General features: G+C 74.7%; 19 protein-coding genes. 7 read left to right on the forward strand and 12 right to left on the reverse strand.

Features of this window, described 5'->3' with window-relative positions; genetic code table 11:
• Positions 1-103: 103 nt before the first annotated feature.
• Positions 104-559: a tellurite resistance TerB family protein gene (locus BM385_RS12575; RefSeq protein WP_019432119.1), complete on the reverse strand. Its 456-nt coding sequence runs from the start codon at positions 557-559 to the stop codon at positions 104-106.
• A 98-nt stretch (positions 560-657) separates the two neighbouring features.
• Here BM385_RS12575 and BM385_RS12580 point away from each other — a divergent pair, with 98 nt between their 5' ends.
• Positions 658-2,226, forward strand: coding sequence for a DUF6461 domain-containing protein (locus BM385_RS12580; RefSeq protein ID WP_093843098.1), 1,569 nt, complete (start codon positions 658-660; stop codon positions 2,224-2,226).
• Here the strand turns inward: BM385_RS12580 and BM385_RS12585 are convergent.
• From BM385_RS12585 to BM385_RS12595, 3 genes are all read right to left on the reverse strand, one after another.
• The gene (locus tag BM385_RS12585; protein ID WP_093843099.1) at positions 2,186-2,530 is read right to left on the reverse strand and encodes a hypothetical protein; all 345 of its coding nucleotides are present in this window, start codon (positions 2,528-2,530) and stop codon (positions 2,186-2,188) included. The genes BM385_RS12580 and BM385_RS12585 overlap by 41 nt on opposite strands.
• 192 nt (positions 2,531-2,722) lie before the next feature.
• Positions 2,723-3,085, reverse strand: coding sequence for a class I SAM-dependent methyltransferase (locus BM385_RS12590; protein ID WP_093843100.1), 363 nt, complete (start codon positions 3,083-3,085; stop codon positions 2,723-2,725).
• Between the two features lie 127 nt (positions 3,086-3,212).
• Positions 3,213-5,537, reverse strand: a complete 2,325-nt coding sequence (locus BM385_RS12595) for a heavy metal translocating P-type ATPase (protein ID WP_093843101.1) — start codon at positions 5,535-5,537, stop codon at positions 3,213-3,215.
• A 166-nt stretch (positions 5,538-5,703) separates the two neighbouring features.
• On the opposite strand from BM385_RS12595, the gene trxA reads away from it, so the two are divergent.
• Both trxA and BM385_RS12605 read left to right on the forward strand, forming a co-directional pair.
• Positions 5,704-6,102: a thioredoxin gene (trxA, locus tag BM385_RS12600; RefSeq protein WP_019432123.1), complete on the forward strand. Its 399-nt coding sequence runs from the start codon at positions 5,704-5,706 to the stop codon at positions 6,100-6,102.
• A 10-nt stretch (positions 6,103-6,112) separates the two neighbouring features.
• Positions 6,113-7,309: an aminotransferase class I/II-fold pyridoxal phosphate-dependent enzyme gene (locus BM385_RS12605; RefSeq protein WP_093843102.1), complete on the forward strand. Its 1,197-nt coding sequence runs from the start codon at positions 6,113-6,115 to the stop codon at positions 7,307-7,309.
• On the opposite strand, the gene BM385_RS12610 is transcribed toward BM385_RS12605, so the two are convergent.
• A complete protein-coding gene (locus tag BM385_RS12610; protein WP_093843103.1) occupies positions 7,266-7,778 on the reverse strand; it encodes a MarR family winged helix-turn-helix transcriptional regulator in 513 nt (170 codons plus the stop codon). The genes BM385_RS12605 and BM385_RS12610 overlap by 44 nt on opposite strands.
• A 261-nt stretch (positions 7,779-8,039) precedes the next feature.
• Between BM385_RS12610 and BM385_RS12615 the strand changes: the two genes are divergently transcribed.
• Positions 8,040-9,050, forward strand: a complete 1,011-nt coding sequence (locus tag BM385_RS12615; RefSeq protein ID WP_019432126.1) for a radical SAM/SPASM domain-containing protein — start codon at positions 8,040-8,042, stop codon at positions 9,048-9,050.
• Positions 9,051-9,123: 73 nt separating this feature from the next.
• Here the strand turns inward: BM385_RS12615 and BM385_RS12620 are convergent, their stop codons facing one another.
• The 3 genes from BM385_RS12620 to BM385_RS12630 are packed head-to-tail and all read right to left on the reverse strand — an operon-like array spanning position 9,124 to position 10,750.
• Positions 9,124-9,462: a rhodanese-like domain-containing protein gene (locus BM385_RS12620; protein ID WP_093843104.1), complete on the reverse strand. Its 339-nt coding sequence runs from the start codon at positions 9,460-9,462 to the stop codon at positions 9,124-9,126.
• 16 nt (positions 9,463-9,478) lie between these two features.
• The gene (locus tag BM385_RS12625; protein ID WP_019432128.1) at positions 9,479-10,345 is read right to left on the reverse strand and encodes a hypothetical protein; all 867 of its coding nucleotides are present in this window, start codon (positions 10,343-10,345) and stop codon (positions 9,479-9,481) included.
• Positions 10,346-10,372: 27 nt separating this feature from the next.
• The gene (locus tag BM385_RS12630) at positions 10,373-10,750 is read right to left on the reverse strand and encodes a winged helix-turn-helix transcriptional regulator (RefSeq protein WP_026047145.1); all 378 of its coding nucleotides are present in this window, start codon (positions 10,748-10,750) and stop codon (positions 10,373-10,375) included.
• A 127-nt stretch (positions 10,751-10,877) separates the two neighbouring features.
• Here BM385_RS12630 and BM385_RS12635 point away from each other — a divergent pair, with 127 nt between their 5' ends.
• On the forward strand, positions 10,878-11,519 hold the full coding sequence (locus BM385_RS12635; protein WP_019432130.1) for an FMN-dependent NADH-azoreductase: 642 nt from the start codon (positions 10,878-10,880) through the stop codon (positions 11,517-11,519).
• An 80-nt stretch (positions 11,520-11,599) separates the two neighbouring features.
• Here BM385_RS12635 and BM385_RS12640 read toward each other — a convergent pair whose 3' ends face one another.
• Entirely contained in the window at positions 11,600-13,072 is a 1,473-nt protein-coding gene (locus BM385_RS12640; RefSeq protein WP_175542970.1) for an NAD(P)-binding domain-containing protein, read from the reverse strand.
• Complete coding sequence (locus tag BM385_RS12645; protein ID WP_093843106.1) at positions 13,057-14,352, reverse strand: carboxylate--amine ligase; 1,296 nt, start codon at positions 14,350-14,352, stop codon at positions 13,057-13,059. Before BM385_RS12645 ends, BM385_RS12640 begins: the two co-directional genes overlap by 16 nt.
• Before the next feature lie 110 nt (positions 14,353-14,462).
• Here BM385_RS12645 and BM385_RS12650 point away from each other — a divergent pair, with 110 nt between their 5' ends.
• Complete coding sequence (locus BM385_RS12650; RefSeq protein ID WP_093843107.1) at positions 14,463-15,509, forward strand: glycoside hydrolase family 26 protein; 1,047 nt, start codon at positions 14,463-14,465, stop codon at positions 15,507-15,509.
• Between the two features lie 161 nt (positions 15,510-15,670).
• Here BM385_RS12650 and BM385_RS12655 read toward each other — a convergent pair whose 3' ends face one another.
• Complete coding sequence (locus tag BM385_RS12655; RefSeq protein WP_026047146.1) at positions 15,671-16,285, reverse strand: TetR/AcrR family transcriptional regulator; 615 nt, start codon at positions 16,283-16,285, stop codon at positions 15,671-15,673.
• A 127-nt stretch (positions 16,286-16,412) separates the two neighbouring features.
• Between BM385_RS12655 and BM385_RS12660 the strand changes: the two genes are divergently transcribed.
• Entirely contained in the window at positions 16,413-17,417 is a 1,005-nt protein-coding gene (locus BM385_RS12660) for a glycoside hydrolase family 113 protein (RefSeq protein ID WP_019432135.1), read from the forward strand.
• A gap of 19 nt (positions 17,418-17,436) precedes the next feature.
• Here the strand turns inward: BM385_RS12660 and BM385_RS27125 are convergent, their stop codons facing one another.
• Positions 17,437-18,087 (reverse strand): YveK family protein, encoded by a 651-nt coding sequence (locus BM385_RS27125; RefSeq protein WP_175542971.1) that lies wholly within the window; start codon positions 18,085-18,087, stop codon positions 17,437-17,439.
• Between the last annotated feature and the right edge of the window lie 2,573 nt (positions 18,088-20,660).

The following is a 20,660-nucleotide window of genomic DNA, read 5'->3' on the forward strand; positions in this document are numbered from 1 at the left end:
GTCAGCGGCCAAGCACTCTCCAAGCATTGGTCAAGGAACTGGCATGGCTGGGCAAGGAGTTGACCAAGCCCGGCCATGTTCGTTCAATGCTGATCAATTCAGTTTAAAGATCAAACTCCGCCGGGGGGATGTCCAGGGCGAAGCACACATCGCGGACAACCTTCCGCTCGTCGGCGTCGAAGTCCCCGTCCGCGCCGCCGATCACGATGCCGATCTGGATGACGGCCCGCGCCTCGGCCGGCTTCTTCTTCACCTTGGCGATCTCCTGCATCACCCCGATCCGCCCGAACTCGAAGTCGGTGGTGAGCTGGTCGACGTAACGGTTGAACCGCTGCCGCAGATCGTCCGCGGGGAAGTTCTGCAGCACCTCGTTGGTCCCGATCAGCGCCGCGACCCGCTGCCGCTCCACCGGATCCACCGACCCGTCGGCCGCCGCCACCAGGGCGCACATGGCCATACTGGCGTCCCGGAAGGCCCCGCTCTTCAGGTCGTTCTTCTTCGCCACCAGCTGTGACTGCATGTTCTGGGCGGAATCCTTGATCCGGTCCCACAGGGCCATGGTGCTCTCCTCGGTGCATTGCACGATCGGTACGCCGCGTCAACGAACCCGGTGCCGGGCCGAGTTCCGCTGTCAGTGGCCGCTGCTTCACTGCGCTCATGGGATTCTTCGACGGACTGGACACCCCACCGGCGCCGCCCCCGCCCCCGGAGTTCGTCCATCTCGGCCCGCCACCGGACGCGACGGGCGGGCAGGAGCGGCAGGACGGACCCCCGGCCGACTGGTATCTGCCGGCCGCCCTGCCGGACGTCCGGGAGCTGGGCGCGAGCCGGTACACCCGCGTCCTGCTCCGGGGCTGGTCGGTGTGGCCCAGGGCCGTCACCCTGCATCTGGCGCTCTTCCGCCGCCGCGTCCGCACCCGCCCGCCCGGCCCCGGGCAGGGCCCGCACGGCACGGTGCACCCGGACGGCGGGCTGCGGGTGGGCCTGCTGCTGCCGGACGGCCGCCGGGTGACCACCCTGGACGGCGAACCGTGGCCCGCCGCGGGCGAGGGGCGGCGGCTACGGCTGCGGCACCTCGGCGGCAGCGGCGCGCTGTTCCACGAGGAACTGGACCTCCAGCTGACCGCGCTGCCGCCGGAGGGAACCTTCCGGCTGGCCGTGGCCTGGCCGGACGAGTCCGTCCCCGAAACGGTCACCACGCTCGACGCGGCCCCGCTGCGAGCGGCGGCCCGCGAGGCCGTGGAGGTGTGGCCGGACGTGCCGTGGGAGGAGCCGCCCCGGCGGCCCGGCGCGGGCCGGGGCGGCGTGCGCATGAGCGGTCTGCTCGTCTCGTCCGGTGTCCTGGCCGGCCGGAGTGCCATGGCGCGGAACGTCCCCGCACCGCTGCCGCCCCCGGCCCGCGTCACCCGGCCCAGCGGGATCGACACCCCGGACGAGGTGACCGGCCACACCCCGCTGTGGGAGGCCGTGGCCGACGGGGACGCCGAGGGTGTCGCGGAGCTGCTGGCCGCCGGGGCGCAGGCGTGGCGTCCGGAGGTCGGCCCCTGGTCGCCGGGGCGGCTGGCACTGACCACACCGCTGGCCCCGCTGGTGGCCGGCCTGCCCGGCGCCGTCCCGCTCACCGACGAGGAACGCGCCGCACAGGAGCGGGCGGACCGGCTGATCGCCGCCTTCACGGGGATCCACGGGGACGGGCTCGGCGTCGCCTTCGTCCGCGGCGTCGGCGAGGAGGAGGCGATCGCCCGCCTCGGCGCGGACCCGGCCCGCTTTCCGCCGCTGGACCCGGAGCGTGACCCCGGCCCGTACGGCACCGGTCCCGGTGGTTTCGACCCGGCGGACGCCGGTGCCGCGCCGCGCCACGTCGGTGTCACCGGCGTCGACGGCGGCTGCGTGCTGATCCAGCCGTTCGGGTTCCGGCCGGCCGACGAAGCGGTGCTCGGCCCGCTCTCCGCCGGCACCCGCGCCTGCGCGCTCTTCTTCAACCCCAAGGGCGGCGTCCACCTCAGCACGGCCGAGGACGGCACGGTCCACCACGACGAACTGCACGGCCCCACCGCCGAGTCGCCGTCCGGTCAGTGGCTCTACCGGCACTGGCAGCACAGCGGCGGGAACGACGCGTACTACGCGCGCCGGCTGGCGTTCGCCTGTGCGCGCGCCGGGCTGTGGCTCGGCGAGGGGCGGGCCGTCAGCGGGCCGCCGCGCCGCTGGGTGGAGCTTTCGGGGTGAGCGCGCGGAAGTGGAGGAAGTGCGGGGCGGTGGACATCGACGCGTACCCCTCGGGGTCCACCTCCCGGCCCGCCGGCTGCGGTTGCGGCTCCAGCAGCCGGTCCACCGTGAAGCCGGCGTCGCGCAGCGCGTTGAAGCAGGCGCTCAGCGGGCGGCGGTAGAACCGTACGGTGCGCGGCTTGCCGGCCACCGTCCAGGTGTCCTCGATCTGCTCGGTGCGGAAGTAGTCCGGCCGCCCGAACCAGCGCCAGTCCTCGCCGGGGTGGTGCACCGACATCACCAGCGCGCCGCCCGGCCGCAGCACACGGCGCAGTTCGGCGAGCGGTGGGCCCTAGGCCGTGTCTTTCGGATCTTCGCGGGGCCGCGCCGCCAGCTACGGCACCTCGCTGCGTTGTCGCATCTCGCGAGTACGACCCGGTACGAGCGAGATACTCCGCCTTGCGAAGCACCGCATCTGACGACGCGGCCTGATCCACGAAGATCCGAAAGACACGGCCTAGTCGGCCAGGTAGTGCAGCACGAGCGAGGCCGTGACCAGGTCGAACGCACCGTCCTCGAACAGGTCGAGGGGCGCGGCCAGGTCGGCCCGGTGGAAGGTTCCGGCGGGGCATCGCTCGCGGGCCAGGGCGACCATCGCCGCGCTGATGTCGATGCCGGTGACCGAGGCCGCGCCGCCCTCGGCGAGCAGCCGCGCCAGATGGCCGGCCGCGCACCCCGCGTCCAGGACCCGCAGCCCCGTCAGGTCCCCGGCGAGGGCGAGGATGGCGGGCCGGTCGTAGTGGGCGTTGGCGAGGCCGGCCGCGGAGTGCTCCGCGTACTCCGCGGCCATCTCGTCGTACTGATCCGTCGGCGGTGTCATCCGGCCAGGGTCCACCGGCGCAGTCGCCCCGCGCAACGCGCCTCGGCCTGCCGGGAGCGCGCGGATGCTCCGGCGGTGGTGCCCGGCCGGTTCGCCCCGGTGGATGACAGGTCCACGGCCCGCTGCCTCAGCGGTCCAGGGCCCGGAACGCCCGCAGCCGCAGGCTGTTGGCGAGCACCGACACCGACGAGAAGGCCATCGCGGCGCCGGCCAGCATCGGGTTCAGCAGCCCGGCCGCCGCCAGCGGCAGCGCGGCGACGTTGTAGCCGAACGCCCAGCCCAGGTTGGTCCTGATGGTGAACAGCGTCTTGCGCGAGAGCCGGATGGCGTCGGCCGCCGCCCGCAGGTCGCCGCGGACCAGGGTGAGGTCGCCGGCCTCGATCGCCGCGTCCGTCCCGGTGCCCATGGCCAGGCCCAGGTCGGCGGTGGCCAGCGCGGCGGCGTCGTTGACGCCGTCGCCGACCATGGCGACCGACCGGCCCTCCGCCTGGAGCCGCTTGACGACCTCCACCTTGTCCTGGGGCAGCACCTCGGCGATGACGTGTTCGGCGTCGATCCCGACCTCGGCGGCGACCGCCCGCGCGACCGTCCGGTTGTCGCCGGTCAGCAGGATCGGGGTGAGGCCGAGGTCCCGCAGCCGCGCGACCGCCTCGGCGCTGGTGTCCTTCACCGCGTCGGCGACCTCCAGCACCGCGCGCGCCGTACCGTCCCAGGCGACCACGATCGCGGTCCGCCCGGCGGTCTCGGCCGCGTCCCTGGCCTCGGCCAGCGCGCCGGGCAGGGCGATGGACCACTCGGCCAGCAGCCGCTCGCGCCCGACCAGGACGGCGTGGCCGTCGACGACGCCCTGCACCCCGAGCCCGGGCACGTTCGCGAAGTCCTCGGGTACGGGCAGCGCCGTGGTGCCGAGCCGTTCGGCCGCGCCCGCCGCCACCGCCTGCGCTATGGGGTGTTCGGAGGCGCCCTCCAGCGCCCCGGCCAGCCGCAGCACCTCGGCCTCGTCCGTCCCCTCGGCGGCCCGCACGGCCAGCAGCGTCATCCGGCCGGTGGTGACCGTACCGGTCTTGTCGAGCACGATGGTGTCGGCCTTGCGGGTGTTCTCCAGGACCTCCGGGCCCTTGATGAGGATGCCGAGCTGGGCGCCGCGCCCGGTGCCCACCATGAGGGCGGTCGGGGTGGCCAGGCCGAGCGCGCACGGGCAGGCGATGATCAGGACGGCCACCGCCGCCGTGAACGCGGCCGTCACCCCGCCGCCGGTCAGCAGCCAGAAGGCCAGCGTGCCCAGGGACAGCACGAGCACGGCCGGGACGAACACCGCCGAGATCCGGTCGGCGAGCCGCTGGGCCGCCGCCTTGCCGCTCTGCGCGTCCTCGACCAGCTTCGCCATCCGCGCCAGCTGGGTGTCGGCGCCGACCCGGGTGGCCTCGACGACCAGCCGGCCGCCGGCGTTGACGGTGGCGCCGGTGACGGTGTCGCCGACCGCGACCTCGACCGGGACGGACTCCCCGGTCAGCATGGCGGCGTCCACGGCGGATGACCCCTCGACCACCACGCCGTCCGTGGCGATCTTCTCGCCGGGACGCACCAGGAAGCGGTCACCGACCGCGAGCCGTCCCACCGGCAGCAGGACGGGGATACCGTCCCGCAGCACCGTGACCTCCTTGGCGCCGAGCTCCATCAGGGCCCGCAGCGCCGCGCCCGCCTTGCGCTTGGCGCGCGCCTCCAGGTAGCGCCCGGTGAGCAGGAAGGCGGTCACCCCGGCCGCCGCCTCCAGGTAGATGTCGCCGCCGGCGTCCCCGCGCTGGATGGTCAGCTCGAAGGGGTGGGTCATGCCGGGGTGCCCGGCCATGCCGAAGAACAGGGCCCACACCGACCAGGCGAGGGCGGCCAGCGTGCCGATCGAGACCAGGGTGTCCATGGTGGCGGCGCCGTGCCGGGCGTTGACGAACGCGGCCCGGTGGAAGGACCAGCCGCCCCAGATCACGGCCGGTGCGGCGAGGGTGAGGGAGAGCCACTGCCAGTACTCGAACTGCCAGGCCGGGACCATGGCGAGCACGATCACCGGGACGGCGAGGGCCACCGTGACGAGCAGCCGGTGCCGCAGGACGCCGAGGTCGTCCGGCGTACCGGGCGCCGTTCCGGGTCCCGCGCCGGCCGCCGTACCGGGTGCGCCGCCGGGGGCCGGGGCCGGCTCGGGGGCGGGCGGTGCGGGGACGGCGGCGGTGTAGCCGGTCTTCTCGACCACCGCGATGAGGTCGGGCACCCGCACCTCGCCGCCGTAGCTGACCGTGGCCTTCTCGGTGGCGTAGTTGACGCTGGCGGTGACCCCTTCCAGCCGGTTGAGCTTCTTCTCGATCCGTGCCGCGCAGGACGCGCAGGTCATCCCGCCGATGGCGAGTTCGACCCGGTCCTGAACGCCGCTCGTGCCGGTACTGCCGCTGCTGCCGTTCATCGTCGCTCCTCACGGCGAATATACCCGAGGGAGGTATCCGCTCGCTGCCCACTGTATACCCCCTGGGGGTATCGGCCCGCAAGAAGCCCGCCGGAATACGCATCGACCCCCCGGGGTTCCGGGTAGGGGCAGCCGGAACCCGCCGGAGGCAGAGAGCGAGAGTGCGATGACCACCATCGAACTGACCAAGGACAACTTCGAGGCGCAGGTCGCCAGCAAGGGGATCGCCTTCGTCGACTTCTGGGCCTCCTGGTGCGGCCCGTGCCGCCAGTTCGCGCCCGTCTTCGAGGAAGCGGCCGGCCGGCACGACGACATCATGTTCGGCAAGGTCGACACCGAGGCGCAGCAGGAGCTGGCCGCCGCGTTCCAGATCACCTCGATCCCCACGCTGATGGCGATCCGCGACAACGTCGTGCTGTACGCGCAGCCCGGCGCCATCCCCGGCACCGCGCTGGAGGAGCTGATCTCCAAGGTCCGCGAGGTGGACATGGACGAGGTGCACCGCCGGATCGCCGAACAGCAGGACGCGGCCCAGCAGGGGGACGGCAAGAACCCCGACGCCTAAAGTAGGGCGCATGACCAGCGGCGGGCGGGCGATCGAGACCTCCATCTTCACGGAGATGACGGAGCTGGCCCGGCGCACCGGGGCGATCAACCTCGGCCAGGGCATACCGGAACTCGCCGGCCCGCCCGCATTGCTGCGCGAGGTCGCCGCCGCCGTGCAGGCCGGGGAGAACCAGTACCCGCCGGCGTACGGCCTGCCCGCCCTGCGCGAGGCGATCGCCGCCCACCAGCTGCGCCGGTACGGGCTCGGGTACGCGGCCGACGGCGAGGTGCTGGTCACCACCGGCGCCACCGAGGCGCTGGCCGCCGCCGTCCTGGCCCTGACCGGCCCCGGCGACGAGATCCTGACCTTCGACCCCTGTTACGACGCCTACCCGGCCGGTGCCCGGCTCAGCGGCGCCACGCTGACCGCCGTACCGCTCACCCCGGACCCGGACGGCGGCCGGTTCGCGCTGGACGCCACCGCCCTGCGCGCCGCCGTCACCCCGCGCACCCGGCTGCTGCTGTTCAACTCCCCGCACAACCCGACCGGCAAGGTCTTCACCCCGGACGAACTCGACACCATCGCCGCGCTCTGCCGCGACAACGATCTGATCGCGGTCACCGACGAGGTGTACGAGCACCTGGTGTACGACGACGGCGCCCGGCACCTGCCGCTGGCCGCCCTGCCCGGGATGCGCGAGCGCACCCTCACCATCTCCTCGGCCGGGAAGACGTTCAACGTCACCGGCTGGAAGGTCGGCTGGGCCTGCGGCCCGGCGCACCTGGTCGCCGCTGTCACCTCCGTCAAGCAGTTCCTCACCTACGCCTCCGGCACCCCGTACCAGGCGGCCCTGGCCCGGGCGCTGGACGGCGTCGAGGAGTGGGCCGCCGGGCTGCGCGGCACGCTGCGCGCGCACCGCGCGCTGCTCGGCGAGGGGCTGGCGGCGGCCGGGCTGCGCCCGTACCGCGCCGAGGCCGGCTACTTCCTCCAGGCCGACATCCGGCCGTGGGGGTACACGGACGGGATGCGGTTCTGCCGCGAACTGCCCGAGCGGGCCGGTGTGGTGGCCATCCCCACCGTCGCGTTCCGGGCCGCGCCCGGCGGGGCCGGGACGCCGGCGTGGCTGGCGCGGTTCTCGTTCTGCAAGCGGCCCGAGGCGCTGCGGGAGGCCGCGGCGCGGCTCAGCGCTGCGGCCCCGGCGGGGCCGCCCCGCCCCACGGCGTAGGCCCGGGCCCCGCCGGGGGCCACTCCCCGCTGGCGAGCTTGCGCAGCGGCCCGTGGACCGCGCGCCGCAGCGCCGCCTTGAACGCGGCGCGCTGCGTGGCGTCCAGACCGTCCAGCGCGATCCGTTCGATGGCGGCGACCTCGCCCCGCGCGGCGGCCAGCGCCGCCTTGCCGGCGTCGGTGGCGGTGACGATCCGCGCCCTGCGGTCCTTCGGGTCGGGCCTGCGGGTGATCAGCCCGGCCGTCTCCAGATCGTCCAGGACGGCGACCATCTTGCTCTTGTCGATGGCCGACGCCTCGGCCAGCGCCAGCTGGGTGCGCGCCGGCTCCTCGGCCAGCCCGAGCAGCACGGTGTAGCCCCACAGGTCCATACCGTGCTGCCGCACGGCCCGGTCCTCGGCCACGGTGAGCCCGAACTTCATCTGGAGCAGCAGCCATCGCAGGTCGTCTTCAAGCTCCCCGCTGAACATGCGCAGATGCTAGCAAGGGCAAGATCTTTTCACCCGTAAATGATTTCTCCTGCACTTCATCCGGCCGCCCCGGGCCGCACAGCGCCCTGCGTACGTCAACGCCGCGCTCCGCGGATTCACCCGGCCGAACGCCCCGGCCGCCCCGCCCCGCGCCGCGCCCGGCCCCGGGCACGCGCAGACCGGCGCCCGGGCGTCTCTTCGGGCGCCGTCACGTCGTTAACGCGGTGACAACGCCGCGACGTGACCGCATCCGGAGGACCGATGCCCCAGCCGACCCCCGCGCACACCCGCCACCCGTTGCACCCGCGCTTCGCCTGGCTGGAGATCACCGGCTTCTGCAATCTGCGCTGCCGCCACTGCTACGCCGGCTCGTCCCCGCAGGGCTCCCACGGGACGATGACCGACGCCGACTGGCTGCGGGTGCTCGGCGAACTGGCCGGCCTCGGCGTCCGCGACGTCCAGTTCATCGGCGGCGAGCCCACCCTCCACCCGGGGCTGCCCGGGTACATCGACCGGGCCCTGGAGGAGGGCATGGCGGTGGAGGTGTTCAGCAACATGACGCACATCCGTCCCCGGCTGTGGGACGCACTGCGCCGGGACGGGGTGCGGCTGGCGTTCAGCTACTACAGCGACGACCCGGCCGCCCACGACGCGGTCACGGGCGCGGGCGGCGCGCACGCCCGCACCCGGGCGAACATCCGGCGCGCCCGCGAACTGGGCGTCCCGCTGCGCGGCAACGTGGTCGAGCTGCCAGCCCCGCCGGCGCACGCCGAGGGCGGGCGGCGTGACCTGCTGGAGCTGGGCATCCGGGAGGTGGGGACGGACCGGGTCCGGCCGTACGGGCGCGGCGCGGCGGAAGCCGGTCGCGCGGGCGCCGATGGCGCGGAAGCCGGTCGGGCGGGCGGCGCGGGCGACGGCGCGGGCCGCGCCGCCCGCGCCCCCGAGTGCGGCGGGCTGTGCGGACGCTGCGGCCACGGCCGGCTCGCCGTGCTGCCGGACGGCCGGGTCACACCGTGCGTGTTCGCGCGCTGGCTGACCCTGGGCAACGTCCGCGAGCAGGGCCTGCCCGAGATCTGCGCGGGCGCCGCCACCCGGCGCGCCCGCGACGAACTGGCGGCGCACTTCCCGCCGCCGGCCGACAACACCACACCGGTGTGCCTCCCGGACTGCGGCCCGGCCGCCACCGTCAAGAAGGACAAGGACAAGAAGGACCCCGCCGAGCAGGAGCGGGACCGCGAACCGGGCCGCGGCGTCCCGGCCGGACACCCCTGACCGGCCCCGGCCCCGGCGCCCGCGCCCGTACGGCACCGGCGCCCGGCCCCGGCGCCCGGCCGGGGACGAACGGCTACAGGACGAACGGCTCGCCCGCGTCGCTCACCAGCGGCCTGCCCGCGTCGTGCCAGGCGTGCAGCCCGCCCGCCACATTGGTCGCGTCCACACCCTGCCGCACCAGGTACTCGGTGACCTGCGCCGACCGGCCGCCCACCTTGCACAGCACGTACAGCGGTCCGTCGCCGGCCCGCTCGGTGATCTCCCCGAACCGGTCCACGACCTCGCGGATGGGGATGTGCAGCGCGCCCTCGACGCGGCCGGCCGCCCACTCCTCCGGCTCGCGCACGTCCAGCAGCACGGCGTCGGCGGGCAGGTCACCGACGGAGACGGTGGGGATATTCGCGGAAGTCATACGCCCGAGCCTAACCTCAGCCGTCGGCGAGCACGGCGGCCAGTTCGGCCTCCTTCGCCGTCACCTTCTGCCGCAGTTCGGCCGCGACCTCCTCCAGCAGGGAGTCCGGGTCCTCGGGCGCCATCCGCAGCATCGCGCCGATCGCGCTGTCCTCCAGCGCGGCGGCGGCGTCCGCGAGCAGTTCCTTCCGGTTGGCCAGCCACTCCAGGCGCGCGTACAGCTCCTCGCGCCGCCCGTACCCGGCCGGCTCGGGGGTCGGTCCCACACCGCTGTCCCACTCGGCGGTGAGCGCCCGCAGCTCCTCCGCGTCGCCGCGCCCGTACGCCTGGTTGACGCGGACCAGGAAGGCACCGCGCCGGTCCCGCTCGGTGGGGTCGGCGACGAGGTCGGGGTGCGCGCGGCGGACGAGTTCCCGGTAGAGCTTGCGGGCCTCCTCGCCCGGGCGCACCTTGGTCGGCGGCTGGACGGACTGCTCGGTGAGCATGGCCGCGGCCTCGGGCGAGAAGCCGTCGCCGTCCAGCCAGCCCTGGAAGAGTTCGGAGACCTGCGGCATGGGCGCCACCATGGCGCGTGCCTCGCGGGCGCGCCGCTCGTCCTCGGGATCCTTGGTCCGGGCCGCGACCGCCTCGGCGATCTCGGCCTCCAGCTCCTCCAGACGGGCGTAGAGCGGGCCGAGGCGCTGTTCGTGGAGCCGGGAGAAGTTCTCGACCTCGATCCGGAAGGTCTCGACCGCGATCTCGAACTCGATCAGGGCGGCCTCGGCCGCCCGGACCGCCTGGTCGAGGCGCTCGGTGGCGGCGGCCTCCTCGCGGGCCTCGTCCGCTGCGCTGTCCTGGCGGGCCTCGCCGGCCCCGGGCTGCTCGTGCTCTTCCGGGATTGTCACCCCGTCAGCCTAGGACCCGCCCGGCGGTCACTCGCGCAGGGCCTCGGGGCACTTCTCCGCGCCGTCCACGAGATGCCGCTCGGCCCAGCGGGAGAGCTCCACCAGCGCGGGGCGCAGGTTCTCCCCGGCCTCGGTGAGCCGGTACGTGACGCGCAGCGGCGGGCCCGGGTCCACCTCGCGGGAGACCAGGTCGAGGGCGGCCAGCTCGCTGAGCCGGTCCGACAGCATCCGTTCACTGATGCCGGGGATGGAACGCCGCAGCACGGCGAAGTGCCCCGGGCCGCTCATGAGGGCAGCCACCACCAGGCCGGTCCACCGCTTGCCGAAGACGCCGAACACCCTGGTCATCGCGTCATCAGGCTCGGTACAGCCGCCGCCGTCGTTCCCGTCCCGTCGCTCCGCCATGGCTCCACTCTACTGGAAGGAGGCAAGTTGCTAAATAAAAGTAAGCTGCTACGCTCGAAGAATCTGCGCACTTTGCCGCAGTTACGTACGTGTTTCACTACCAGCCGTCACGAAGGAACCCACCCTCATGCCCACGCTGCTGCACATCGACTCGTCCCTGAACGGTGACAACTCCGTCTCCCGCGAGGTCACCAAGACCTTCCGCGACGCCTGGCTCGCCCAGCACCCCGACGGTGAGGTCATCTACCGTGACCTGTCGGCCCAGCCGCTGCCGCACATCGACGCCGTCTCGTACTACGCGCCGAACGTTCCCGCCGAGGACCGCACCCCCGAGCAGCAGGCCTCCTACGCGCTGCGCGACGAGCTGGCCAAGGAGCTGGAGGCCGCCGACGCCGTCGTCATCGGCGCGCCGCTGTACAACTACACGATCCCCTCCAGCCTCAAGAGCTGGCTGGACCACGTCATCATCGGCGGGCGCACCTCGCAGACCGAGGAGAGCACCGTCGCTGGCAAGCCCGTGACCGTGGTCACCAGCCGCGGCGGCTCCTACGCGCCCGGCACCCCGATGGAGGGCAACGACTTCGCGCAGAACTACCTGCAGTGGGTCCTCGGCGGTTCCCTCCGCCTCGACGTGAACTTCATCGTGCCCGAGCTGACCCTGGCCCGGATCGTCCCGGCCATGTCCGGCCTGATCGAGAAGGCCGACGCCTCCCGCGCCGAGGCGCACGAGCAGGCCCGCGAGCGCGCCAAGGCCCTCGCCGCCGCCTGAGCCGCGCCCACACCACGACGGAGCCCCGCCGGACGTCTGTCCGGCGGGGCTCCGCTGTACGACAACGGCCGGGCGCCGCCTCAGCCGGCCGAGGACCGCGCCTGCGCCTCCTGTCCCTCTTCCCGCTCCAGCGGACCGTCCTCTGCCCGGTCCCGGCGCGGCCCGGACACCCCGGCGGCCCCGGCCGCCGGCTCCCCCGCACCGGCCACCGCGGCCGGACCCGCGTCCGTAGCCGCCGCCCCGTCCGGACCCGCCGACCCCGCGGGCGCATCGGCCGCCGCGGCCTGCGCAGCCTGCGCCGTCCCGCCCTTGCCCTCCGCCGGCCGCGGCACGCTCACCCCGCCCGGCATGCTCGCCAGCCGGGCCAGCCGCTGCCGTACCGCCTTCACCAGCCGCCCGGCCGTGAAGGACGCCCCGTACACGAACCGCATCGACGGCCCGAACGTCGGCGCCGCCAGCAGCCCGGCGAAGAACAGCCCCGGCCGCGAGGACTCGAACCCCGCGTCCAGCTGCGGCGCCCGGGTGCCCAGCACCGCCGTCAGACCGTCCCGCAGCGCCGGGTCCAGCAGCTCGATCCGGCGCAGATCCGGTACGAAGCCGGTCGCCGCGATCACATGTTCCGTCTCGATCAGCGACCGCCCCTCACCCGGCGTCGCCAGCTCAAGACGCACCCCGTCCTCGATGCGGACCGCGCGCCGCAGCCGGTGCCCCAGCCGCACCGGCACCACGCCCTCCACCCGCTCCCGCAGCCACCAGGCGCCCGCAGGACCCAGCGCCGTCGTCGCGATCTTGACCCGGGTGGTCTCCGGCAGCCGGCGCACCGCCCACGGCACCCGCGAGTACGCCCAGCTGCTCCACCCCGTCCCCAGCCCGCTGTGCGGGGCCCGCAGCCGCGCCACGGGGTTGCGGCGCAGCGGCTGCGGCACCGTGTTCCAGTTGAGGGCACCGGCCCGCGCCACCACCGTGGGCAGCGCGCCGTTCTCCATGAGCAGCGCCGCCGTCTCCAGCGCCGCCTGACCGGCGCCGACCACCGCCACCTCCTGCCCCTTGAACCGGGTCAGATCGCGGTGCCCGCTGCTGTGCGTGGCCAGCTCGGCCGGCAGCTCGCGCAGCGCCTGCGGCAGATGCACGAACGGCATGACGCCGATCGCCAGCGCCAGCGTGCGGCACAGCATCACCTCGCCGGTGTCGGTCTCCACCCGGAAGCCGTCGCCGTGCGGGGTGACCGAGACGACGTGCTGCTCCTCGACGGGCACCGGCAGCCGCTCGGCGAACCACATGCCGTAGTCGGTGAAGGTCTCGATCGGCAGCGGGCTGCCGTGTTCGGCCCGCTCCTCGCGCTCCGCGCAGTAGGCGGCGAGCGTGTGCCGACGCGCCGCGTCGGACAGATTGGACGCCCAGGGCTCCGACTTCAGGAACATCCCGTCGGGCATGTGATCGCGCCAGGACGCCATCGGCCGGCCCAGGATCCGCAGGTCCAGGCCGGCCGCCGCCGCGTGCGCGGCGATCGACAGGCCGTACGGGCCGGCACCTACCACTACCAGGTCGTGCATCGGGGTTCGCCGCTCTCTCTCGCTCGGTTGCGTTGGGGTGAAGGGGTGAGGGCCTGCGGTACGCGCCGGGGAGCGGGCGCCGGGAAGAGCCGATCCCACCCCTTGCGGGCGGCCCGCGCCGTCCAGCCGCCGGCCATCGCCGCGAACGGCGCCGGATCGTCCGCCGCGAACCACGCCGTCTCCAGCCGCCGCCCGCGCAGCACCGCCGCGCCCCGGGACGGCGCACTCAGGACGGCCGGCACCCCGTAGTGCTCGGCGACGAACGTCCGGCCCGGCACGGGGCGGGCGGCGGGCACCGGCCGCCCGGTGAGGTCCAGGTGCAGCGCGCGCACCACATCGAGCCCGGACGGGTCGGTGAACAGCCGGAACTGCGCGCCGGGGCGCGGGTTGACGTCCAGCAGGTGGTACGCGCCGGTGCGGGCGTCGCGGCGGAAGTCGAGGTCGAGGATGCCGTGGTAGCCCAGATGCGCCGCGAGCCGCCGGGCTGCCTCCGCCACCTGCGGGTTCTCCCGCCAGCTGCCCACGGCGGTGGCCCCGGCCCGTACCGGCCAGGCCAGTTCCTTGCGCCCGGTGCCGGTGTACAGCGGGGTGCCGCCCGCGCCGAAGCAGCCGTGGAAGAACCAGTCGGCGTCCCGGCCCCCGGGCAGCCGCCGCTGGAGCAGCAGCCGGCTGCCGGCCCGGGCGCTCGCCCCGTACAGCCGCCGGGCCTGGTCGGCCGAGGTGAGGACGACGGCGCTGCGCAGTCCGCTGTCCTTGGGCAGCAGCCAGGGGCGGCTCCACTTGCCGATCAGCGGCAGCCCCAGCTCGCGGACGGCGGCGGTCACCGCCTCCTGGCTGTCGGGGACGAGCGTGCGCGGGTGGGCCAGCCCCAGTTCCCGGCACAGCCGGGCGAGGCGGGCCTTGTCGGCGGCCTGCTCGGCGGCGCCGGGCGGCAGGCGCGGCAGCAGGTACGCCTCGCGCAGCCGGTCGGCGAGCGCGGCGACGGCGAGCGCGCCGGCGTCGTCCATGGGGAGGAGGACGGCGGGCCGCCCGATGCGGTCGGCGGTGCGGAGCAGCAGTTGTTCGACGGCGGCGGTATCGGCGGCCGGAACGGCGGGAAAAGGATGCGCCCGGTGCAGAAAGCGCGAGCGGGCGAGCGGGCCGCCGGGGGATTCCGTGAACGCGTGGACCGCCACGCCCGCGCGCCCGAGCGAACGGACGGCACCGAGCGAACCGTGGTGAAAGGGATTGCGGTCGAGGCGGAGGAGCAGTGCGGGCACCCGGGTGTCGAGCGGCGACATGCCCCTGATCATTCCCCGTACCCGCGCATACGATCGGCAGCGTCCTCGATCGGCCTATCAGAATGCCTACGTGCGGCCCATTCAAGGGATGGTGTGCTTAATCTCGGATCATGTTCGGACTCGGCATTGCCTCAACCCTGCTGCTCGCGACCACGACCGCGACGGCGACCACAGCGGCGGCGCCCGCCCCGGCGGTGTCCCTCGGCGCGTTCCTGGGGTCGGGCCAGGAGGGCGTGGACCGCTCGGCGCTGCTGGAGGAGTGGCTGGGCGGTACGGAGCTGACGGTCGGTCACACCTACCTGCCCGGCGACCTGTGGTCGAACATCGAGGGCAGGCCGGAGTTCCTGGCGCCCTGGGCGCAGTGGCGACAGGAGAAGGCGGAGCGGCTGTTCGTCCTGAACGTGCCGATGCTGGAGCGCAACGAGGAGCAGCTGCCGGACGAGGAGGTGCGGGAGCTGCTGCGCACCGGCGCGGCGGGCGGGTTCGACCACCACTTCGCGACGCTGGCCGAACGGCTGGTGGCGGCCGGCCTGGGGGACGCGGTGCTGGTGCTGGGGTGGGAGATGAACGGCACCACGTACACGCACCGGTGCGCGCCGGACCCCGAGGCGTGGAAGCTGTACTGGCGGCGCATTGTCACCACGATGCGCGCCGTACCGGGGCAGGAGTTCCGTTTCGATTTCGCCCCGAACAGGGGCACCGACGCGATCGGCTGGGACCACTGCTATCCGGGGGACGACGTGGTGGACATCATCGGCATGGATTCCTACGACCAGCCGCCGGGTGAGACGTTCGACGAGCACATCAGCCAGCCGTACGGACTGCAATACCACGCGGATTTCGCGGCGGAACACGGAAAGCCCGTCTCGTTCCCGGAATGGGGCCTGTTCCGCAACGGGGACAACGCCACGTACATGCGGCGGATGCTGGAATGGATCGAGCACGTCCAGCCCGTTTATCACACCATCAGTGATTACTGTCCGCACGGCGTATGGCAATGCCTCCAGAACCCGGTTTCCTCGGAGGTGTTCCGCACCACGCTGTCGGCGACACCCCCCGAGCCCGGCCCCGGCCGCGTCCCGCGCCCCGGCACCACCGACCCGGAGCCGGAGCCGGAGCCAGAGCCGGGCCGCGGCCCCCGGCCCGGCGCGGGCTAGGCCGTGTCTTTCGGATCTTCGCGGGGCCGCGCCGCCAGCTACGGCTCCTCGCTGCGTTGTCGCATCTCGCGAGTACGACCCGGTACGAGCGAGATCCTCCGCCTTGCGATGCACCGCATCTGACAACGCGGCCTGATCCACGAAGATCCGAAAGACACGGCCTAGACCGGCCGGACGGGACCACCCCGGCCGCGTACCAGGGGCAGGTACACCTCGTCGACGATCTCCACCAGCACCTCGTCCGGCACACTCGGCACCCCGCGCACCACGAACTCGTTGCGCAGCAGGACGACGGCGACCGTGGCGACCCGGGGATGCAACGCCTCCGGCGCCGCCTCCCCCCGGGCGACGGCCCGTCCGAGAACCGTCAGCCACGGGGCGGCGGTGGCGTCGGCGGACTGGTCCTGGAGCTGCGCGAGCAGTTCGGTGGCCCCGCCGGCGGCGGCCATCAGCTCGCGCAGGATCGCGCCGAGCGGTGAGCTCCAGTGGCGGTTGGCGCCGTGCAGGAGTGCCAGTACGTCGCCGCGCAGCGAGCCGGTGTCCGGGGGCTGGACGGCGGTGGCCAGCCGGCGGTACGCGGCGATACCGAGCGCGAGCCGGTGCGGCCAGCGCCGGTAGAGCGCGTTCTTGTTGGTGCCGGCCCGGGCGGCGACCTTGTCCATGGTCAGCCCCGCGTACCCGGACGCGGTGAGTTCCTCCACGGCGGCCCGCAGAATCGCCTCCTCCAGCGCGGCCCCGCGCCGCCGCGTCTGCTGCCGCTCCGCGCCGTCCGCCATGACCACGCCCCTTCGTCGTGCGGTACGCCTCGTACCGTCCCATTGTGCTGACGTGGCACCTCCGCCCACAAGTAAGGTACTGTCCGTACCCTAAATCCCCGACCGAGACCGGAGGAGGCGACGCACCATGCGCGCCCAAGGCATCAGCTACGACACGGGCTGGGTGCACCACGGCACCGCCGGGCACGACGGCTTCGACCCCGACGTGGTCCGCCGCGAACTGCGCGTCATCCGCGACGACCTGCACTGCACGGCGGTCCGCGTGATGGGCGGCGACCCCGCACGCCTGGAGATCGCCGCCCGGGCGGCGGCCGACCTCGGCCTGGAGGTGTGGTTCTCGCCGTACCCGCTGGAACTGGCCGAGGACGAGATGCTCGCGCTGTTCGCGGACTGCGCGGAGCGGGCCGAACGCGTGCGGCGCGGCGGCGCCGAGGTGGTCTTCGTGACCGGCGCCGAACTCAGCCTCATGAACAACGGCTTCCTGCCGGGCGACAGCCTGGCCGAACGCGTCACCCACATCCGCGACCACATCGGCCGCGTCGGCGACCGGGTGAACGCCTTCCTCGGCAAGGCCGTCCCGCTGGTGCGGGAACGTTTCGGCGGGCGGGTCACGTACGCGGCGGTGCCGCTGGAGCAGGTCGACTGGACGCCGTTCGACATCCTGTCCATGGACCTGTACCGCTCGGCGCAGATCGCCGGGCAGTTCGAGGACGGCATACGGCAGCTGGTGGCCGGGGGAAAACCGGTCGCCATCACCGAGTTCGGCTGCGCCACCTACCGGGGCGCCGCCGACCTCGGCGCGACCGGGCTCGACGCCGTCGAGTACGACCCCGCGACCCGCCGCCCGCTGAGGCTGAAGGACGTGTACGCGCGCGACGAGGCCGGCCAGGCGGCGTACCTGCGGGAATGCCTGGAGGCATTCGACGCGGGCGGCGTCGACGCGGCGTTCGTCTTCACCTTCGCCCTGTACGACCACCCCCACCGCCCGGACGGCGACCCGCGCGACGACCTGGACCTCGCCAGCTACGGCGTGGTCAGGGTCCACGAGCGCCGCCCCGGGACGGACCACCCCGGCCCGCGCTGGGAACCGAAGGAGGCGTTCGGGGCGGTGGCCGCGTACTACGGGGAGTGAGGCGGCGGGGCGGCCGGGCTCACCGGGGGGAGAGCGAACGGAGCGCGCGGTCGGTACGGTCGGCGCGGTCGGTACCGTCAGGGCGGTCGGTACGGTCCGTACGGGCCGTCTGGTCGGGCACGGCGGTGGCCGCCGGAGCCGGGTCGCGGCCCTCCGTCCGTACCAGCAGCACCAGCAGCCCCACCACCAGACCGGCCACCAGACCGACCGCGAGCCGGACCAGCGGCGTACTGGACACGGGCGCGGCCGAGGGCTGGGCATCGGCGAACACCGTGAGCCGGGCCCCGGTGCTCTCCGCCGCGTCATTGCCGTACGCGATCAGCGCGCGGGCCACGGCGTTGGCCATCTCGGCCGCCCGCGCCCCGGAAGTGGCGGTACCGGTGATCTCGATCATCGGCGCGTCGGGCGAGGTGGCGGCCCGCACCCCGTCGCGCAGTTCCGCGAGTGTGACCCCCGCGTCGGCCTGAGCGGTCGTCAGCACGGCGTCACCGGTGGCGATCCGGCCGAACGCCTGCGCGTTCCCCACCGCCCCGGCGGGATCACTCCCCTCCGCCTGCCGAACGACGACGTAGCCACTGGCCGCGTACTCCCGGTCGGCGACCAGCCCGTACCCCGCGCCACCCAGCGTCCCGGCCAGGGCACACAGGAGCAGCGGCCACCACACGGGCAACGGGCGCGGCAGCCGGGCCCGCGCGGCACGGAGCCGGGCCCGCGTTCCCGGCGGGAGCTGCGGGAGCCAGGCGGTGCGGGTAGTGCGGGCCGGCGTTCTCCGCGAGAGCAGCGGGAACCGGGCGGTACGGGTGGCGCGGACGCCGGCTGGTGTCCTCCGCGAGAACGGCGGGAAGCACGCGGCCCAGGCGGTACGGAGGCGGGCCACGGCCGCGCGCGGCCGGAGGGACGGGACCCGCCGGTGGCGCCCGTGCCGGTTGGCAGCCGGAGCGGCAAGCCCTTCCCGGGCCACCCGCCCCGTCCGGCCGGTCCCGGAGACCCCCCGGGGCCGGCGGCCCCGCGCCTCGTCCTGGGCCACCGCCGGGCGGCGGCCACGGCGGGGTGCGGGCGGTACGGCCCCGGACACCGAAGCGTCCCCTTCCGCGTCCCCGGCACATTCGGCTGCGCCCCGCACCGGGCCCGGCTCGCCCGCACCGGCTTCCCGTGCCACGGACGGCGCACCGGCGGACCGGACCATACGCCACGGCCATGCGACCGTCGAGCCCGAAGGAGAGCCGGCCGCCCCGGCCTCCGAAGCCGCGACCTGGGCAGTCTCCCCTGGGGAAGAGTCCACAGGGACGGAAGACATCGGTCCTGTTCCCGCCGCGCACCGGACACCGGCCCCGGCTCCGGCCGGGGCCTTCTCAGCCGGCTCCCGGCTCTCCGCCGACCCATCACGGAGAGCGAACCGGCCTACCCGCCTCACCCAGCGGCCAACCGGCCCCCGCTGCCGCACCGTGCGGCTGCCGCTGCCGGCCCGGGTGCCCGCTGTCGCAGCATCCGCACTCGCGCCGCCGTCCCGCTCCGTACCGGCAGCCTCGGTGACTGCGGACGGCACAGCGCCTGGGGCCGACCGGCCCGCCCACCTCGACCGACGAGCAACGGCGCCTCGACCCTCGCCAGCCCCGGTCGGGGAAGTCCGGGCACTGATACGCGCGCCGTCCGCCCCGGCCCGCACCGGCTCCGTACCCACGGCCTCGATGGCTGCGGACGGCAGACCACTCGGCGCCGACCGGCCCACCCACCTCAACCAACGAGCAACCGCACCCCGGCCCCCACCAACCCCGGTCTCCCCGGCCCGCGCCGGCTCCGTACCGGCAGGCTCGGTGACTGCGGACGGCAGACGGCTGGGGGCCGATCGGCCCACGCACGTCGCCCTGCGAGCAACGGCACCCCGGCGTCCACCAGCCCCGGCCGCCTCACTGCTCTCGGCGGCACCCGGCGAATCTGCCGACGTGCCCGCGCCCAGCCCCGTACCGGCCACCTCTCCCGCTGCGGACGGCACAGCGCCCGAGGCCGACCGGCCCACCCGCTTCACCCTGCGAGCAACCCAGGCCCGAACCCTGCCGGTTCCGACCTCCGCGCTGCCGAGCGAAGCACCCGCAGCCCCGGCCTCGGCCGCCCCGCCTCCTGCGGAGGGGACGCCGGGTACCGGCCGGCCCGTTCGGGGCGTCTCGGACTCCGGCCGCCGACGCGTACCGGGTGCCGTTCCGTCAGTGGCATCGGCCGCCGGGTGCGGGAGCCCGCTGTGTGTGGCCGGGCGGGCGTCGTCAGCGGGTCGTCCCGCTCCCGCCGCCGACGCGCCGGTGGTCCGGGACGGACCTGCCAGGGGTTCGTTCTCCGTTCGTGCCGCCGCTGTTTCCTCGTCCGTGGCCCGTTCCGTTTCGGCCGGTTCCGGGGCGGCATCCGGCGCTGTCGCGCGGGAAGAGCCGTGCCCCTCGTCTGTGCCGGACCGGCCCGGGACGGCCGGAGCCGACCGCGCGCGGCGCTCCCGCTGCGACCGGGCGAGACGGCGCCCGGCCCGGTGGGCCGGCAGCGGTCGGCGGATACCGACCAGCACCCACAGCAGCCAGGCCAGGCCTGCCACCCGGAACACGCCGGCCGGTCGGCGTCCGGACGCCGACCCCTCGCCGTCCCCCGGCGAGGCGGGGCATGCCGGAGCGGCGCCCTTGCCCCCCGGAGCCGTACCGCAGCCGTCGTGCGCGGGCGGGTCAGCAGGTTCGGTGGGGGAGGCGGGGCGAGTGGTTGTCACGCCGGCCGGGCTCTCGCCTGCCGCAGGCGCCGCTGCCCCCGGGGCCTCGGCCGGGACGACCTGCACCACCCGGAACACCGCCGGGCCACCCGGGAGCCGGGCCACCCGGCCGACCGACACCGCCCCTGCGGTGACGGCGTGGTTCGATACGGCCGCAGGCCCGACCAGGCTCGTCTTCACGTTCCCGGTTCGGGGCACCGCCCTCTCCGTCCGGCCCGCCGGCCGCCGCTCGCGGGCGACCGCACCGGCACCCGTGATCGTTCCGGGTACCGAGCGCCCGACGACACCAACCGGCGCCGGGGACTCCGCGCCCCCGGTACGGGATCGGCCGCCGGCCGGCACAGCCGCCGAGTCCTCCTGGCCGACGCCCCCGTCCGTCATGGCGCGGGCCGACATCGCCCCCGTACCGGCCGGGCCCGAGCCGCCGGTGTCCCCGCTTCCCCGCTCCGTGTCCTCCACCCGCCCGTGCCTGCTCTCGTCGCCGACTTCCGTACCGGCAGCCG

The organism is Streptomyces harbinensis, from assembly GCF_900116145.1.
In the GTDB taxonomy this organism is placed as follows: Bacteria; Actinomycetota; Actinomycetes; order Streptomycetales; family Streptomycetaceae; genus Streptomyces; species Streptomyces carpaticus.